Source organism: Streptomyces sp. NPDC085932, assembly GCF_044540525.1.
Classification (GTDB): domain Bacteria; phylum Actinomycetota; class Actinomycetes; order Streptomycetales; family Streptomycetaceae; genus Streptomyces; species Streptomyces levis.
In genome coordinates this window covers 1088566-1103796 of sequence record NZ_JBITSJ010000002.1, presented here as the reverse complement: position 1 = coordinate 1103796, position 15231 = coordinate 1088566, and the positions used below count along the sequence as shown (strand labels likewise).

Below are 15231 nucleotides of genomic sequence, written 5' to 3'. Positions count from 1 at the left end.
CCATGGCCGACGATCCGTTCGTCCTCGGGGACCTGTCCCTCACCTCCCGTCTGATCATGGGCACGGGCGGGGCGCCCAGCCTCGACGTGCTGGAGCGGTCGCTGGTGGCGTCCGGCACGGAGCTGACGACGGTCGCGATGCGCCGCGTGAACCCCTCGGTGCACGGCTCGGTGCTGTCCGTCCTCGACCGGCTCGGCATCCGGGTGCTGCCCAACACCGCGGGCTGCTTCACCGCCGGCGAGGCCGTCCTCACGGCCCGGCTCGCGCGCGAGGCCCTCGGCACCGACCTGATCAAGCTGGAGGTCATCGCCGACGAGCGCACGCTGCTGCCCGACCCGATCGAGCTGCTGGAGGCGGCCGAGACGCTGGTCGACGACGGTTTCACGGTGCTGCCGTACACCAACGACGACCCCGTACTGGCCCGCAGACTGGAGGACGTGGGCTGCGCGGCGGTCATGCCGCTCGGCTCGCCCATCGGCTCCGGGCTCGGCATCCGCAACCCGCACAACTTCCAGCTGATCGTCGAGCACGCGCGCGTGCCGGTGATCCTGGACGCGGGAGCCGGGACGGCCTCGGACGCGGCGCTGGCGATGGAGCTGGGGTGCGCGGGTGTGATGCTCGCCTCGGCGGTGACCCGGGCGCAGGAGCCGGTGCTGATGGCCGACGCCATGCGGCATGCCGTGGAGGCGGGGCGGCTGGCCCACCGGGCGGGGCGGATCCCGCGGCGGCATTTCGCGCAGGCGTCGTCGCCGGCGGAGGGCCTGGCCGCGCTGGATCCCGAGCGTCCAACCTTCCAGTAGGGGACACGTCACAGGACGGCTGCAGTCCCGCCCCGAATCCGCCGGGGGGACGGGGCTGTCGGTCGTGGCTCGTAGACTCCCCTGCGTGGACACGACCCTTCAGGACCCCTTGGTCGGGCAGGTGCTCGACGGCCGGTACCGCGTCGACGCGCGGATCGCGGTCGGCGGGATGGCCACGGTCTACCGGGCCGTGGACACCCGCCTCGACCGGGTCCTCGCGCTCAAGGTGATGCACCCCTCCCTCGCGGTCGACGCCTCGTTCGTCGAGCGGTTCATCCGCGAGGCGAAGTCGGTCGCCCGGCTGGCCCACCCGAACGTGGTGCAGGTCTTCGACCAGGGCACCGACGGCTCGTACGTCTACCTGGCCATGGAGTACGTCGCGGGCTGCACGCTGCGTGACGTGCTGCGCGAGCGCGGGGCGCTGCAGCCGCGGGCCGCCCTGGACATCCTGGAGCCGGTGCTGGCCGCCCTGGGCGCCGCGCACCGCGCCGGGTTCGTGCACCGCGACATGAAGCCCGAGAACGTCCTGATAGGGGACGACGGCCGGGTCAAGGTCGCCGACTTCGGCCTCGTCCGCGCGGTGGACACGGTGACCAACACCACCGGCACGGTGCTGGGCACGGTCTCGTACCTGGCCCCCGAGCAGATAGAGAACGGCACGGCGGACCCCCGGGTCGACGTCTACGCGTGCGGCGTGATGCTGTACGAGATGCTGACCGGCGACAAGCCGCACGACGGGGACTCCCCGGCCGTGATCCTCTACAAGCACCTGCACGAGGACGTCCCGCCGCCCTCGGCCGCCGTCCCCGGCCTGGCCTACGAGCTGGACGAGATGGTGGCCTCGGCGACCGCGCGCACGCCGGAGATCCGCCCCTACGACGCGGTGGCCCTGCTCGCGCTGGTCCGGGACGGGCGCGGCCGGCTGAGCGAGGAGCAGCTGGACGCGGTACCGCCCCAGGCGCTCGCGGCCGGACACGACAACGCGGACGACCGCACGAGCGTGATCCCGCGCGCCCTGACCACACCGCGCCCCCTGCCGGTGCACGAGGACGAGCCGCCCGGGGCGGAGCACCACCGCACGAGCCGCCTCGCCTCCCCGCCGCCGCCCCCGCCCCGCTCGGGATCCCGGCGCGGCCCGATGACGATCGTGGTCGCCGTCCTGCTGGTGCTCGGCCTCGGCACGGGCATCTGGTACATCAACTCGGGCCAGTTCACCGAGGTCCCCCCGCTGCTGGACAAGACCCAGGCCCAGGCCGAGGACCGGCTGGCGGACGCCGGCCTGGAGCTCGGCAAGGTCGAGCACGCCCACAGCGACACCGTCGAGCGCGGCCGGATCATCGGCAGCGACCCGGAGGCCGGGACGCGCATCCGCGGCAACGACGCGGTGGGCATCACCGTCTCGGACGGCCCCGAGACCGTGCGGGTGCCCGCCCTGGCCGGCCGGAAGCTGGCCGAGGCCCGGTCCCTGCTGAAGCAGGACGGGCTGGAGCCGGGCATGGTCACCCGCGCGTTCAGCGAGGACGTGCCGCGCGGCTCGGTGGTCTCGGCGCGGCCGGCGGACGGTACGAAGGTGCGCGCGGGCACGGCCGTCGCGCTCGTCGTCAGCAAGGGCAGCCCGATCGACGTCCCCGACGTCACCGGTGACGACGAGGCCGACGCCCGGGCCGAGCTGGAGGACGCCGGCCTGAAGGTGCGCATCGCCACCGAGCGGGTCACCTCCTCCGAGTTCGACAAGGGCCAGGTCGTGAAGCAGAGCCCGAACGCCGGAGGCCGGGTGGCCGAGGGCGACACGGTCACGCTGACGCTGTCCAAGGGCCCCGAGATGATCGAGGTGCCGGACGTGGTCGGCGACAGCGTCGACGAGGCCCGGCAGGCCCTGGAGGGCGCCGGGTTCCAGGTCGACGAGGACCGCGGTCTGCTCGGCCTGTTCGGCGACACCGTCAAGGGCCAGTCGGTCGAGGGCGGCGAGACGGCGCCCAAGGGCTCGACGATCACGATCGAGATCAGGTGACGGCCGGGCGCACGGCCCGTGGACGGGGCACGGCCGGGGGCATGACACCCTGAACGGGTGAACCATCAGCTGTCCGGCCGCACCCGCAACCCCGTCGGCGGCCACGTCCCCGTCGCCGGTGGCCTCCACCGCATCGGCCTGTCCTACGCCCGTGATCTGCGGGCGGAGACCGTCCAGGTCTTCGTCGCCAACCCGCGCGGTTGGGCCACACCGGCCGGGAACCCGCAGCAGGACGAGGCGTTCCGCGCGGCGTGCGAGGCCGAGTCGGTCCCGGCGTACGTGCACGCCCCCTACCTGATCAACTTCGGCTCGCACACCGAGGCGACCGTGGAGCGGTCGGTGGAGTCGCTGCGGCACTCACTGCGGCGGGGACGGGCGATCGGGGCGCGGGGCGTGGTGGTGCACACGGGCAGCGCGACCGGCGGCCGGGACCGGTCCGTGGCGCTGAAGCAGGTGCGTGAGCACCTGCTGCCGCTGCTCGACGAGCTGACCCACGACGACGACCCGTACCTGCTGCTGGAGTCGACGGCCGGCCAGGGCGCCTCCCTGTGCTCGCGGACGTGGGACTTCGGCCCGTACTTCGAGGCGCTGGACGCCCATCCGATGCTGGGCGTGTGCCTGGACACCTGCCACATCTTCGCGGCGGGGCACGACCTGACGGGCCCGAGCGGGATGCACCAGACGCTGGACCTGCTGGTGGACACGGTCGGCGAGGGACGGCTGAAGCTGATCCACGCCAACGACTCCAAGGACGTGGTGGGCGCCCACAAGGACCGGCACGAGAACATCGGCGTCGGCCACATCGGCGAGGACCCGTTCCGGGCCCTGATGACGCACCCCGCGACCGAAGGCGTACCACTGATCATCGAGACGCCGGGCGGCAAGGAGGGGCACGCCGGGGACGTGGAGCGGCTGAAGAAGCTGCGCGACGCCTGACGCCCTCAGAGGTCGGGGCCGTCGCCCGGTTCCTCCTGGTAGGAGTAGCGCTGCTCGCGCCACGGGTCGCCGATGTTGTGGTAGCCGCGCTCCTCCCAGAAACCGCGCCGGTCGGCGGTCATGTACTCCACGCCGCGCACCCACTTGGGGCCCTTCCAGGCGTACAGGTGGGGCACGATCAGGCGGAGCGGGAAGCCGTGCTCGGCGGTGAGGAGTTCGCCGTCCTTGTGGGTGGCGAACAGGACCCGCTCGTCGGCGAAGTCCGACAGCCGGAGGTTGGAGCTGAAGCCGTACTCGGCCCACACCATCACATGGGTGACGTCGTCCGCGGGAGGGGCGAGGTCGAGGATCGTGCGGGCGGGGATGCCGCCCCACTCGGCGCCCAGCATGCTGAACTTCGTGACGCAGTGCAGATCGGCCACGACGCTGGTGTGGGGCAGGGCCGTGAACTCCTCGTGGCTCCAGCAGTGCTTGGCGCCGTCGGCGGTGGCCCCGAAGACCCGGAACTCCCAGCGCTCGGGCCGGAACTTGGGGACGGGCCCGTAGTGCGTGACCGGCCAGCCGCGCTGCACCCGCTGCCCCGGGGGAAGCCCGCTCTGCGTCTCTCCTGCCGCGTCGCGCCCTTCTCCCGATGCGTGTCCCAGCGGCTGACCCATGACTCCATCCTGACAGACCTCGGGTGATGCCCCCGACCCGGGCCACCGCAAAACGGTCAATCGGCACTAAGCATGCCCTTACTTACTAAGTGAAGACTTACTGGACGATCTTCGCCGACGGTGGAATCATGCGGCGCAACCTGCCAGTTCCCCCCGCGTTGGAAGGAGCCTCTGCGATGCAGGGCGACCCCGAGGTCCTCGAATTCCTGAACGAGCAGTTGACCGGCGAGCTGACGGCGATCAACCAGTACTGGCTGCACTACCGGATCCAGGACAACAAAGGCTGGACCAAGCTCGCCAAGTACACGCGTGAAGAATCCATCGACGAGATGAAGCACGCGGACAAGATCACCGAGCGCATCCTCATGCTGGACGGGCTGCCCAACTACCAGCGGCTCTTCCACGTCCGGGTCGGCCAGACGGTCACCGAGATGTTCCAGGCCGACCGGCAGGTCGAGGTCGAGGCCATCGACCGCCTCAGGCGCGGCATCGAGGTGATGCGCAGCAAGGGCGACGTCACGTCCGCGAACCTCTTCGAGGAGATCCTCGCCGACGAGGAGCACCACATCGACTACCTGGACACGCAGCTGGAGCTGATCGACAAGCTCGGTGAGGCGCTGTACATCGCCCAGCAGATCGAGCAGCCGAGCTAGCAGGAGGAGACGAGGCCCGCCGTCAGGCGGCGTCCTCCAGCTCCGCGAGCACCGGCTCGCCCTTGTCGGCGAGCTCACGGCGCGGGCAGGCACCCCGGCCCAGGATGGCCTGGATCCGGCGCACGCACGACCCGCAGTCCGTGCCCGCCTTGCAGGCGGAGGCTATCTGGCGGGGGGTGCAGGCGCCGCTGTCCGCGTGCTGCTTGACCTGCTGCTCGGTGATCCCGAAGCAACTGCAGACGTACACGCGGTTCACCTCCCGACGGGGTCGTTCTCTGATGCCGTCCCGTTGATCGGTGAGGCAAACCTAACCTTACCCGCCGGGTGGGAGGCGCAAAAGTCGAGAGGGGCGCGGATCCGGTGTGATCCGCGCCCCAGACGATGCCCTGTAACAGGCGGACCCGTTACTGGTCCCTGTACATCTCGGCGACGAGGAAGGCCAGGTCGAGCGACTGGCTGCGGTTGAGCCGCGGGTCGCAGGCCGTCTCGTAGCGCTGGTGCAGATCGTCGACGAAGATCTCGTCGCCGCCGCCCACGCACTCGGTGACGTCGTCGCCGGTGAGCTCCACGTGGATGCCGCCCGGGTGCGTGCCGAGCGCCTTGTGGACCTCGAAGAAGCCCTTGACCTCGTCGAGCACGTCGTCGAAGCGGCGGGTCTTGTGCCCGGAGGCCGCCTCGAAGGTGTTGCCGTGCATCGGGTCGGTCACCCAGGCCACGGTCGCGCCGGAGGCGGTGACCTTCTCGACCAGCTCGGGGAGCTTGTCGCGGACCTTGTCGGCGCCCATGCGGACGATGAACGTCAGCCGGCCGGGCTCACGCTCCGGGTCGAGGCGCTCGATGTACTGCATCGCGTCCTCGGCCGTGGTCGTCGGACCCAGCTTGATGCCGATCGGGTTGCGGATCCTCGACGCGAACTCGATGTGCGCGTGGTCCAGCTGCCGGGTGCGCTCGCCGATCCACACCATGTGCGCGGAGACGTCGTAGAGCTGCCCGGTGCGCGAGTCGACCCGGGTGAGGGCGGACTCGTAGTCGAGCAGCAGCGCCTCGTGCGAGGAGAAGAACTCGACGGTCTTGAACTCCTCCGGGTCGGCCCCGCAGGCGTGCATGAAGTTCAGCGCGTTGTCGATCTCGCGGGCGAGCTGCTCGTAGCGCTGCCCGGACGGGGACGACTTCACGAAGTCCTGGTTCCAGGCGTGGACCTGGCGCAGGTCGGCGTAACCGCCGGTGGTGAAGGCGCGCACCAGGTTCAGCGTGGAGGCGGAGGCGTGGTACATCCGCTTCAGCCGCTCGGGATCCGGGACGCGGGCCTCTTCGGTGAAGTCGAAGCCGTTGACGGAGTCGCCGCGGTAGGTCGGCAGCGTCACGCCGTCGCGGGTCTCGGTCGGCTTGGAGCGCGGCTTGGAGTACTGGCCGGCGATCCGGCCGACCTTCACGACCGGCACGGACGCGGCGTACGTGAGCACGGCGCCCATCTGGAGCAGGGTCTTCAGCTTGTTGCGGATGTGGTCCGCGGACACCGCGTCGAAGGCCTCGGCGCAGTCGCCGCCCTGGAGGAGGAACGCCTCTCCCTTGGCGACGGCCGCCATCCGGGCGCGCAGCTGGTCGCACTCGCCCGCGAAGACGAGCGGCGGATACGACTCGAGGTCCGCGATCACTGCGCGCAGAGCCTCGGTGTCGGGGTACTCGGGCTGCTGCGCCGCGGGCAGGTCTCGCCAGGTGTTGCCAGCACTCGCGCTGGTCTTAGCGTTCACGGTCACGGCCTCAACACTACGGGGTCGGGTCGGGGGTCCAGACCCATGCCCATCCATTGAGACACCGCGTACACCCCTCGGACATGGGGTAAGGTGCCCGGCATGTTCGCGCACTCGACCCAGACCTGGTGGTGGACCGCTCATCCGGCGGCCCGCTGACTGCGCGTACTCGAGACTTCGCGAAGGCCGCCCGAGGGGCGGCCTTCGGTGTTTTCCGGGGTCCGTTCCTCTCCCTCCGAGTCCCTCTGAGAAGGAGCACGGACCCATGAACCTGCTCGGCTTGCCGGACGACACCCGTCCGTTCGCCCTGCTGCGCCGCCGTACCCCGGGCCACGACCACGAGCTGGTCGAGGTCCTGATCGGCCCGGTCGCCACCCACGAGCGGCTGGCCGACCTCCCCGACGAGAGCCTCGCGCTCGTGCCCTTCCGGCAGATCCGCGAGCGCGGCTTCGACGTCCGCGACGACGGCACGCCCCTGCTGGCGCTCACGCCCCAGGAGTCGTTCACCGTCCCGCTGGCCGAGGCCCTGGAGCAGCTTCCGGCGCACGACGTGCGCGTCGACGACGGGGGCTTCGACCTCCCCGACGAGGAGTACGCGCGGATCGTCGGGCGCGTGCTGGAGGAGGAGATCGGCCGGGGCGAGGGCGCCAACTTCGTGATCCGCCGGACGTACGAGGGCGAGATCCCCGGGTTCGGGCGGGCCGACGCCCTGGCGCTGTTCCGGCGGCTGCTGGAGGGCGAGCGGGGCGCGTACTGGACGTTCGTGGTGCACACCGGGGAGCGGACCCTGGTGGGAGCGAGCCCCGAGGTGCACGTGCGGATGTCCGGCGGCACCGTCGTCATGAACCCGATCAGCGGCACCTACCGCTATCCCGCCGAGGGGCCGACCCCGGAGCACCTGCTGGACTTCCTCGCCGACGGCAAGGAGATCGAGGAGCTGTCGATGGTCGTCGACGAGGAGCTCAAGATGATGTGCACCGTCGGTGACATGGGCGGGGTCGTCGTCGGGCCCCGGCTGAAGGAGATGGCCCACCTCGCGCACACCGAGTACGAGCTGCGCGGCCGGTCCTCGCTGGACGTGCGGGAGGTGCTGCGGCAGACCCTCTTCGCGGCGACCGTGACCGGGTCGCCGATGCAGAACGCCTGCCGGGTCATCGAGCGGCACGAGCGGGGCGGCCGGGGCTACTACGCCGGAGCGCTGGCCCTCGTCGGCCGGGACGCGGGAGGCGCCCAGACCCTCGACTCGCCCATCCTCATCCGCACCGCCGACATCCGTGCCGACGGGCGGCTGCGGGTGCCGGTCGGCGCGACCCTGGTGCGCGGCTCGGACCCGGCGGGCGAGGTCGCGGAGACCCACGCCAAGGCGGCCGGTGTACTGGCGGCCCTGGGCGTACGGCCGTCGCCGCCGCGTGCCGCGCACGCGCGCGTGCGGCTCGCCGACGATCCCCGCGTGCGGGCCGCGCTGGACGGGCGCCGGGCCTCGCTCGCGCCGTTCTGGCTGCGGATGCAGGAGCGGTCCCCGGAACTCGCCGGGCACGCCTTGGTCGTCGACGGGGAGGACACCTTCACGGCGATGCTCGCGCACGTGCTGCGCTCCGGCGGCCTGGAGGTGAGCGTGCGGCGGTACGACGAACCGGGGCTGCGGGAGGCGGTGCTCGGGCACGAGGGAACGGTGGTGCTGGGCCCCGGGCCGGGCGATCCGTCCGATCTGGCCGATCCGAAGATGCGGTTCCTGCGCTCCCTGAGCGCCGAGGTGATCCGGGCGGAGCGGCAGGGCGTGCTGGGCGTCTGCCTCGGCCACGAGCTGATCGCCGCCGAGCTGGGTCTGGACATCGTGCGCAAGGAGGTGCCGTACCAGGGGGCGCAGACGGAGATCGACCTGTTCGGGCGGCGGGAGACCGTCGGGTTCTACAACAGCTACGTGGCCCGCTGTGACGACGGGACGGCCGCCGGGCTCTCGGCCCACGGGGTCGAGGTCTCCCGTGCCGCGAACGGTGAGGTGCACGCGCTGCGCGGGCCCGGGTTCGCCGGTGTGCAGTTCCATCCCGAGTCGGTGCTGACGCTGAACGGGGCTCGGGTGGTGCGGGACCTGGTGGGGCAGCTGCGGGGCACGGGCGCGCCCTCGGCCTGACCCGGTGCCGGCCGGGGCCGTGCGGTCCCGGCCGGCACCGCGGCCCCGCGGTCAGCCGAAGAAGACACCGACCTCGTCGTACAGCGTGGGGTCCACCGTCTTCAGACGGGCCGTGGCGTCCGCGAGCGGGACGCGGACGATGTCGGTGCCGCGCAGGGCGACCATCGTGCCGAAGGCCCCGTCGCGGACGCAGTCGATGGCGTGCAGGCCGAAGCGGGTGGCGAGCCAGCGGTCGAACGCGCTGGGGGTGCCGCCGCGCTGGACGTGCCCCAGGACGGTGGTGCGGGCCTCCTTGCCCGTGCGCTTCTCGATCTCCTTGGCGAGCCACTCCCCGACCCCGGACAGCCGGACGTGCCCGAAGGAGTCGAGGGACTGGTCCTTGAGGACCATGTCGCCGTCCTTCGGCATGGCGCCCTCGGCGACGACGACGATCGGCGCGTACGAGGCCCGGAAACGGGAGGTCACCCAGTCGCACACCTGCTCGACGTCGAAGCGCTGCTCGGGGATGAGGATGACGTTGGCCCCGCCGGCCAGGCCCGAGTGCAGGGCGATCCAGCCGGCGTGCCGGCCCATCACCTCGACGACCAGGACCCGCATGTGGGACTCGGCGGTGGTGTGCAGCCGGTCGATGGCCTCGGTGGCGATGCCGACCGCGGTGTCGAAGCCGAAGGTGTAGTCGGTGGCCGACAGGTCGTTGTCGATGGTCTTCGGCACGCCCACGCAGGGCACGCCGTGCGCGTCGGACAGGCGGGCGGCCACGCCCAGGGTGTCCTCCCCGCCGATCACGATGAGCGCCTCGACCTCCAGCCGGGCGAGGTTCTCCTTGATCCGGCGGATGCCGTCCTCCTCCTTCAGCGGATTGGTCCGCGAGGAGCCGAGGATCGTGCCGCCGCGGGGCAGGATGCCGCGCACCGCCGGGATGTCGAGGGGGACGGTGGCGTTCTCCAGGGGTCCTCGCCAGCCGTCCCGGAAGCCGGTGAAGTCGTAGCCGTACTCCTGTACGCCCTTGCGGACGACGGCCCGGATGACGGCGTTGAGGCCGGGGCAGTCGCCGCCTCCGGTCAGTACTCCGACGCGCATGGAACAGTCCCTTCGCCGCAGGTGCCTGACGAAGGGTCAGTGTGACGTGCCTCTCACTCGTCGTCGAGGCCGCGCTCGATCGCGTACCTGACCAGTTCGACGCGGTTGTGCAACTGGAGCTTGCCGAGGGTGTTCTGGACGTGGTTCTGCACCGTGCGGTGCGAGATGACCAGGCGCTCGGCGATCTGCTTGTAGCTCAGGCCCTTGGCGACCAGGCGCAGCACCTCGGTCTCGCGGTCGGTGAGCCGGGGCGCCTTGGGTTCGTCGGTGTCGGGGGCCGGGGCGGGTTCGGAGGCGAGGCGGCGGTACTCGCCGAGGACCAGTCCGGCCAGGCCGGGCGTGAAGACCGGGTCGCCGACGGCCGTGCGGCGGACCGCGTCCTGCAGCTCCTCGGTGGAGGCGGACTTCAGCAGATAGCCCGTGGCACCGGACTTCACCGCCTCCAGGACGTCGGCGTGCTCGCCGCTCGCGGACAGCACCAGCACGCGCAGCGCCGGGTTCGCGGCCACGACCTCCTTGCAGACCTGGACGCCGGGCTTGCCGGGCAGGTTCAGGTCGAGCACCAGCACGTCCGGGGCGGCGGCCTTGGCGCGGCGCACGGCCTGCTCGCCGTCGCCGGCGGTCGCGACCACCTCGAAGCCCGACTCGCCCAGGTCGCGGGCGACCGCGTCGCGCCACATGGGGTGGTCGTCGACCACCATGACCTTGACCGGGTCCCGGTCCCCACCGCTGTGCGTCATCGCCGCTCCGCCTTCCCCCGTGCGTCCGTCACGTCCTTCGGTACCTTCAGTTCGACCTCGGTGCCCTGGCCCGGCACCGAGATCAGTTCCGCGCTGCCGCCGAGGTCGCGCAGCCGGCCGCGGATCGACAGGGCGACGCCGAGCCGCCCCTCGCCCTCGGCCTGGGCCAGCCGCCCCTCCGGGATGCCGGGCCCGTCGTCCCGGACGGTGACGATCACCTCGTCCGGTTCGTCCTCGACCAGGATCCAGGCGCGCGCCTGCTCCCCGGCGTGCTTGCGGACGTTGTCCAGGGCGGCCCCGACCGCGGCGGCCAGCTCCCGGGCGGCGGCCGGCGCCAGCGGCACGGGCGCGCCCGGTTCGGCCAGGCTGACCCTGGCTCCCGCGTACGGCGCGAGCAGGGCGCGCAGGTCGACGGAGCCGCCGGCCGGTTCCTCCCCGTCCGGTCCGTCCTCGACCGCCCGGACGAGCGCGCCCTCGGCGGCGTCCTCCGAGACCCGGGAGACGGGTACCAGACCGCCGGAGACCAGGGTGCGCAGCGCGACCTCCTGCTCGCCCGCCATCCGGCCCAGTTCGGCTGCCTCGCCGCCGATCACCGCCCCGCGCCGCTGCACCATCGCCAGCACCTGGAGGACGCTGTCGTGGATGTCCCGGGCCAGGCGCTCCCGTTCCCGTGTCGCGGCCTCGATCTCCAGGGCGCGGGCGAGGGTGCGCTCGGAGGCGCGGGCGACCTCGACGACGTAGCCGATGGCGATGGAGGCGATGCAGACCAGGATCACGTTGTGGACGGTGTCGCGGGCCGGGCTGCCGCGCTCGATCAGGTTGGCGACGGCCACGAGGCCGGAGGCGAGGGCCGCCCAGCGCCAGCCGCCCTTGATGGCGAAGGCCAGGACGGCACCGGCCGTCCATATCGACGGCAGGGTCGGGCCGCCGGACTGGACCCGCTCGTGCGCGTCGGCGACGGGCGTGAGCAGGATGCCCGTGAGGGCGACGGTCAGGTCGGCGGCGAGGAACCCCTTGGTGCAGCGGGCGGCGTTCGCGACCCGGGGCAGCGTGGCCACGGTCCAGGCGGCCAGCACGGCGAAGTAGGCGACGGCGACCCAGGGGCGGGTGAACTCCTCGTGGGCGGTGGCGAAGAGGCCGACCGCGTACAGCATCGTGAGCACCCGGTAGCCCGTGAGCGCACGCCACAGCGGCTGCTCGACCGACATCCTCATCACGCGCTCGCGTCCGGCCATGTCCCCCACCCCCCGGACCGCCCCCGGCTAGGGCTCGGTCCGCGACTCCCCGGTCTGCTGGTCCTTCTTGGCCTTTTCCTTCTCGGCCTGTTCCTTCTCCGCCCGCGCGAGCGCGGCCTTGGCCGCCTTGTCGGCTTCCTTCTCCGCCTTCGCCGCCTCCGCGAGCTGCCGCTTCATGGCCGTCGCGTACATGTCGACGTACTCCTGGCCGGAGAGCTTCATGATCTCGTACATGACCTCGTCGGTCACCGCGCGCAGCACGAAGCGGTCGTGCTCCATGCCCTGGTAGCGGCTGAAGTCCAGCGGCTTGCCGATGCGGATGCCGGGCCGCATCAGCTTGGGCATCACCTTGCCGGGCGGCTGGATCTTCTCCGTGTCGATCATGGCGACCGGGATGACGGGGGCGCCGGTCGCGAGCGCCACGCGCGCGAGGCCGCCCGGCTTGCCCCGGTAGAGCCGGCCGTCGGGCGAGCGCGTGCCCTCCGGGTAGATCCCGAACAGCTCGCCGCGCTCCAGCACCTCGATGCCGCTCCTGATGGCGGCCTCACCCGCGCCGCGCGCACCGGAGCGGTCCACGGGCAGCTGCCCGACTCCCCTGAAGAAGGCGGCCGTCAGCCGGCCCTTCACGCCGGGCGTGGTGAAGTACTCGGCCTTCGCGATGAACGTGACCTTGCGGTCCAGCACCGCGGGCAGGAAGAACGAGTCGGAGAACGACAGGTGGTTGCTCGCCAGGATCGCGGCCCCCTCGGCGGGGACGTTCTCCAGGCCTTCCACCCAGGGCCTGAAGGCGACCTTGAGCGGTCCCCCCACAGCGACCTTCATCGCGCCGTACAACAACCGAGTGCCTCCTGTATGTGTCGGTCAGACCTTAACCCGGAGCGCCGTCAAAGGCGCCGACGGCCCTGGTCGGTGTCAGTGCGGTCGCGTACGGTGAAGGTCCCGCGAACGACGTGCGACCCCTTCCATGACGTTCCGTGACCACCCGTGATCGTGTCCGTCCCTTCTCACGACCTGGAGGCCGAAGGTGCCGGTCCTTGCCGGAGCCGAGCCGTTTCGCCACGAGGGCGGGGAGGTCGCCGTCCTCCTCTGCCACGGTTTCACCGGTTCACCGCAGTCGCTGCGCCCCTGGGCGGAGCACCTCGCCGAGCACGGCCTGACCGTCTCGCTGCCGCTGCTGCCCGGGCACGGCACCCGCTGGGAGGACCTGCGGATCACGGGCTGGCAGGACTGGTACGCGGAGGTGGACCGCGAGCTGCGCGCGCTGTGCGAGCGCCGCGCGAAGGTCTTCGTGGCCGGTCTGTCCATGGGCGGCGCCCTGGCCCTGCGTCTGGCCGCCCGGCACGGCGACGCCGTCGGCGGCGTGGTGGTCGTCAACCCGGCGAACAAGGTGCACGGCCTGGCCGCGCACGCCCTGCCGGTGGTCCGCCACCTCGTCCCGGCGACGAAGGGCATCGCCAGTGACATCGCCAAGCCGGACAGCCGGGAGCTGGGTTACGACCGGGTGCCGCTGCACGCGGCGCACTCCCTGCGGCAGTTCTTCCGGATCGTCGACGGGGAACTGCCCCAGGTCACCCAGCCGGTGCTGCTGCTGCGCAGCCCGCAGGACCACGTCGTGCCGCCCGCCGACTCGGCCCGTGTGCTCAGCCGCATCTCGTCGACGGACGTGACGGAGGTCATCCTGGAACAGAGCTACCACGTGGCCACGTTGGACCATGACGCGGACCGGATCCACGAGGAGAGCCTCGCGTTCATCGGCCGGCTCGCGCCCGGCCTCGTCAAGGAGCCCGGTCTCGGCAAGGAAGGGACGACCACAGGTGGCTGAGCACGACTCCGACCGCGAGGGCCGCGAGCCGGACGAGAAGGGCGTCCCGTTCGACGAGGATGCCGCCTGGGCGGCGATCGTCGCGGGGTACGGCGAGGAGCCGCCGGACCCGCCGGGTGCCAAGCCGTTCAAGTCGGTCGAGGATCTCGCGCTGCTGGAGTCCCCGACCAACGACGACCGGGTGGACACGGCGGCCGAGGCCGGGACGGCCCCCGCCGAGGCCGTCAAGCCCGGGGAGCCGGACGGGCCGGAGCCCAAGCCCACGGGCGACAAGCCGGACAAGCCGGCCGGGCCGCTGGGTGGCTCGGTCTCCTTCGCGCCCGGGGTGGGTCCGCGCGACTACACCGCGCCCGAGCCCACCGAGGACGACTTCGACGCCGACGACGAGGGCCATTTCGTGCCGCCGGAGCCGCCGCCGCTGCCGACCGCCGATCCGACGGCGAAGTTCGCCTGGCTCGGGGTGCTCGGCGGGCCGGTGCTGCTCCTGCTGGCCGTCCTGCTCGGCTGGGAGATGACCTGGTGGCTGACCACCCTGGGGATCGGCGGGTTCCTCGGCGGGTTCGCCACGCTGGTGATGCGGATGCGGACGGACGACGAGGAGGACGACGATCCCGGGCGGGGAGCGGTCGTCTAGGACGCGGGCACGTGGAGGGCGGCCAGGACCGGCAGATGGTCCGTGGCCGCCCTCAGGTCTGTCCCGGTCACCCCGGGCAGGTCCGTCGGCACGCCGCAGCCCAGCACGCGGATGCCCTCGGTCGCGAAGATCGCGTCGATGCGCTGGTGGGGGTCGGCCGGGGTCCAGGTGTGCTCGCCGCCCCAGGGGGCCGCGGCCCGGCAGTCGGTGAGGGCGCCGGACAGGCGGCGGAAGGCGGGGCCGTCGGGGCGTTCGTTCAGGTCGCCGCCGGCGATCGCGTGCTCCACGCCCAGCCCGGCCAGCCGGTCCAGGAGCAGACCGGCCTGCTCGTGACGCTCGTCCTTCTGCAGGGACAGGTGACAGCTCAGGACACCGAGGCGGGCGCCGGCGACGCGGACGACCGCGGTGGCGAAGCCGCGGCGGTGCAGGCCGGGGGTGTGGGGCAGGAGGACGTCCTCGGTGCGTTCGACGCTCACCCGGAGCGAGCTGAGGATCGCCGGGCCCGTGGTGGTCGCGCCGCCGGTGACGATCACCAGGTCGGAGGCGAGGGCCAGGCGGGCGAGTTTCTTGCGCCAGCGGAAGAAGCGGGGGGCTTCCTGGATGAGGACCAGGTCGGGCTCGCACGCCCTGATGACACGGGCCAGGGCGGCGGTGTCGTCCCGCATCGAGCGGATGTTGTAGCCGAGGACCCTGATGACTGCGGAACCGTCGGGTTCGGTACGCGAGTTGGGGAGCAGCGACATGTGATCAATTTACGCCCGAAGGGGCGGGGTGCGGGGACG

General features: G+C 72.1%; 16 protein-coding genes. 8 read left to right on the top strand and 8 right to left on the bottom strand.

Annotated elements, in window-relative coordinates:
- Positions 1–2: 2 nt before the first annotated feature.
- From ACIGAQ_RS14135 to ACIGAQ_RS14125, 3 genes are all read left to right on the top strand, one after another.
- Entirely contained in the window at positions 3–800 is a 798-nt protein-coding gene (locus ACIGAQ_RS14135) for a thiazole synthase (RefSeq protein WP_399782455.1), read from the top strand.
- Between the two features lie 85 nt (positions 801–885).
- On the top strand, positions 886–2811 hold the full coding sequence (gene pknB, locus ACIGAQ_RS14130) for a Stk1 family PASTA domain-containing Ser/Thr kinase (RefSeq protein ID WP_399782452.1): 1926 nt from the start codon (positions 886–888) through the stop codon (positions 2809–2811).
- Between the two features lie 57 nt (positions 2812–2868).
- Entirely contained in the window at positions 2869–3747 is an 879-nt protein-coding gene (locus tag ACIGAQ_RS14125) for a deoxyribonuclease IV (RefSeq protein ID WP_311687594.1), read from the top strand.
- Between the two features lie 5 nt (positions 3748–3752).
- Here the strand turns inward: ACIGAQ_RS14125 and ACIGAQ_RS14120 are convergent, their stop codons facing one another.
- Positions 3753–4403: a sulfite oxidase-like oxidoreductase gene (locus tag ACIGAQ_RS14120; RefSeq protein WP_311687592.1), complete on the bottom strand. Its 651-nt coding sequence runs from the start codon at positions 4401–4403 to the stop codon at positions 3753–3755.
- Positions 4404–4579: 176 nt separating this feature from the next.
- Between ACIGAQ_RS14120 and bfr the strand changes: the two genes are divergently transcribed.
- Positions 4580–5056 (top strand): bacterioferritin, encoded by a 477-nt coding sequence (gene bfr, locus ACIGAQ_RS14115; RefSeq protein ID WP_311687589.1) that lies wholly within the window; start codon positions 4580–4582, stop codon positions 5054–5056.
- A gap of 22 nt (positions 5057–5078) precedes the next feature.
- Here bfr and ACIGAQ_RS14110 read toward each other — a convergent pair whose 3' ends face one another.
- Both ACIGAQ_RS14110 and ACIGAQ_RS14105 read right to left on the bottom strand, forming a co-directional pair.
- Positions 5079–5312 (bottom strand): (2Fe-2S)-binding protein, encoded by a 234-nt coding sequence (locus tag ACIGAQ_RS14110; RefSeq protein ID WP_362280398.1) that lies wholly within the window; start codon positions 5310–5312, stop codon positions 5079–5081.
- Between the two features lie 148 nt (positions 5313–5460).
- Positions 5461–6813, bottom strand: coding sequence for a class II 3-deoxy-7-phosphoheptulonate synthase (locus ACIGAQ_RS14105; protein ID WP_311687585.1), 1353 nt, complete (start codon positions 6811–6813; stop codon positions 5461–5463).
- Between the two features lie 96 nt (positions 6814–6909).
- Between ACIGAQ_RS14105 and ACIGAQ_RS14100 the strand changes: the two genes are divergently transcribed.
- Together ACIGAQ_RS14100 and ACIGAQ_RS14095 are read left to right on the top strand one after the other, a co-directional pair.
- Positions 6910–6966 carry a trp operon leader peptide gene (locus ACIGAQ_RS14100; protein ID WP_078625594.1) on the top strand — a complete coding sequence of 19 codons (57 nt, stop codon included), beginning with the start codon at positions 6910–6912 and terminating at the stop codon, positions 6964–6966.
- Between the two features lie 106 nt (positions 6967–7072).
- Positions 7073–8938 carry an anthranilate synthase family protein gene (locus tag ACIGAQ_RS14095; RefSeq protein ID WP_399782446.1) on the top strand — a complete coding sequence of 622 codons (1866 nt, stop codon included), beginning with the start codon at positions 7073–7075 and terminating at the stop codon, positions 8936–8938.
- 51 nt (positions 8939–8989) lie between these two features.
- Here ACIGAQ_RS14095 and ACIGAQ_RS14090 read toward each other — a convergent pair whose 3' ends face one another.
- The 4 genes from ACIGAQ_RS14090 to ACIGAQ_RS14075 are packed head-to-tail and all read right to left on the bottom strand — an operon-like array spanning position 8990 to position 12815.
- Complete coding sequence (locus tag ACIGAQ_RS14090; RefSeq protein ID WP_311687581.1) at positions 8990–10018, bottom strand: 6-phosphofructokinase; 1029 nt, start codon at positions 10016–10018, stop codon at positions 8990–8992.
- A 53-nt stretch (positions 10019–10071) separates the two neighbouring features.
- Complete coding sequence (locus tag ACIGAQ_RS14085; RefSeq protein ID WP_311687579.1) at positions 10072–10758, bottom strand: response regulator transcription factor; 687 nt, start codon at positions 10756–10758, stop codon at positions 10072–10074.
- On the bottom strand, positions 10755–11993 hold the full coding sequence (macS, locus tag ACIGAQ_RS14080; protein ID WP_399782442.1) for a MacS family sensor histidine kinase: 1239 nt from the start codon (positions 11991–11993) through the stop codon (positions 10755–10757). Before macS ends, ACIGAQ_RS14085 begins: the two co-directional genes overlap by 4 nt.
- A gap of 27 nt (positions 11994–12020) precedes the next feature.
- Positions 12021–12815, bottom strand: coding sequence for a lysophospholipid acyltransferase family protein (locus ACIGAQ_RS14075; protein WP_399782440.1), 795 nt, complete (start codon positions 12813–12815; stop codon positions 12021–12023).
- A gap of 202 nt (positions 12816–13017) precedes the next feature.
- Here ACIGAQ_RS14075 and ACIGAQ_RS14070 point away from each other — a divergent pair, with 202 nt between their 5' ends.
- A complete protein-coding gene (locus ACIGAQ_RS14070; RefSeq protein WP_399782437.1) occupies positions 13018–13815 on the top strand; it encodes an alpha/beta hydrolase in 798 nt (265 codons plus the stop codon).
- Positions 13808–14449: a hypothetical protein gene (locus tag ACIGAQ_RS14065; RefSeq protein WP_399782434.1), complete on the top strand. Its 642-nt coding sequence runs from the start codon at positions 13808–13810 to the stop codon at positions 14447–14449. The genes ACIGAQ_RS14070 and ACIGAQ_RS14065 overlap by 8 nt, the downstream gene beginning before the upstream one ends.
- Here the strand turns inward: ACIGAQ_RS14065 and ACIGAQ_RS14060 are convergent.
- Positions 14446–15192: an endonuclease/exonuclease/phosphatase family protein gene (locus ACIGAQ_RS14060; protein WP_362280385.1), complete on the bottom strand. Its 747-nt coding sequence runs from the start codon at positions 15190–15192 to the stop codon at positions 14446–14448. The two genes, ACIGAQ_RS14065 and ACIGAQ_RS14060, sit on opposite strands and share 4 nt — an antisense overlap.
- Positions 15193–15231: the final 39 nt, after the last annotated feature.

What these genes read in the sequence shown, in the direction of transcription:
- ACIGAQ_RS14135 (WP_399782455.1), top strand. Translation starts at nt 3, where the DNA reads ATGGCCGACGATCCGTTCGTCCTCGGGGACCTGTCCCTCACCTCCCGT.
- ACIGAQ_RS14120 (WP_311687592.1), bottom strand. Translation starts at nt 4,403, where the DNA reads ATGGGTCAGCCGCTGGGACACGCATCGGGAGAAGGGCGCGACGCGGCA.
- bfr (WP_311687589.1), top strand. Translation starts at nt 4,580, where the DNA reads ATGCAGGGCGACCCCGAGGTCCTCGAATTCCTGAACGAGCAGTTGACC.
- ACIGAQ_RS14095 (WP_399782446.1), top strand. Translation starts at nt 7,073, where the DNA reads ATGAACCTGCTCGGCTTGCCGGACGACACCCGTCCGTTCGCCCTGCTG.
- ACIGAQ_RS14090 (WP_311687581.1), bottom strand. Translation starts at nt 10,018, where the DNA reads ATGCGCGTCGGAGTACTGACCGGAGGCGGCGACTGCCCCGGCCTCAAC.
- ACIGAQ_RS14085 (WP_311687579.1), bottom strand. Translation starts at nt 10,758, where the DNA reads ATGACGCACAGCGGTGGGGACCGGGACCCGGTCAAGGTCATGGTGGTC.
- macS (WP_399782442.1), bottom strand. Translation starts at nt 11,993, where the DNA reads ATGGCCGGACGCGAGCGCGTGATGAGGATGTCGGTCGAGCAGCCGCTG.
- ACIGAQ_RS14075 (WP_399782440.1), bottom strand. Translation starts at nt 12,815, where the DNA reads ATGAAGGTCGCTGTGGGGGGACCGCTCAAGGTCGCCTTCAGGCCCTGG.
- ACIGAQ_RS14060 (WP_362280385.1), bottom strand. Translation starts at nt 15,192, where the DNA reads ATGTCGCTGCTCCCCAACTCGCGTACCGAACCCGACGGTTCCGCAGTC.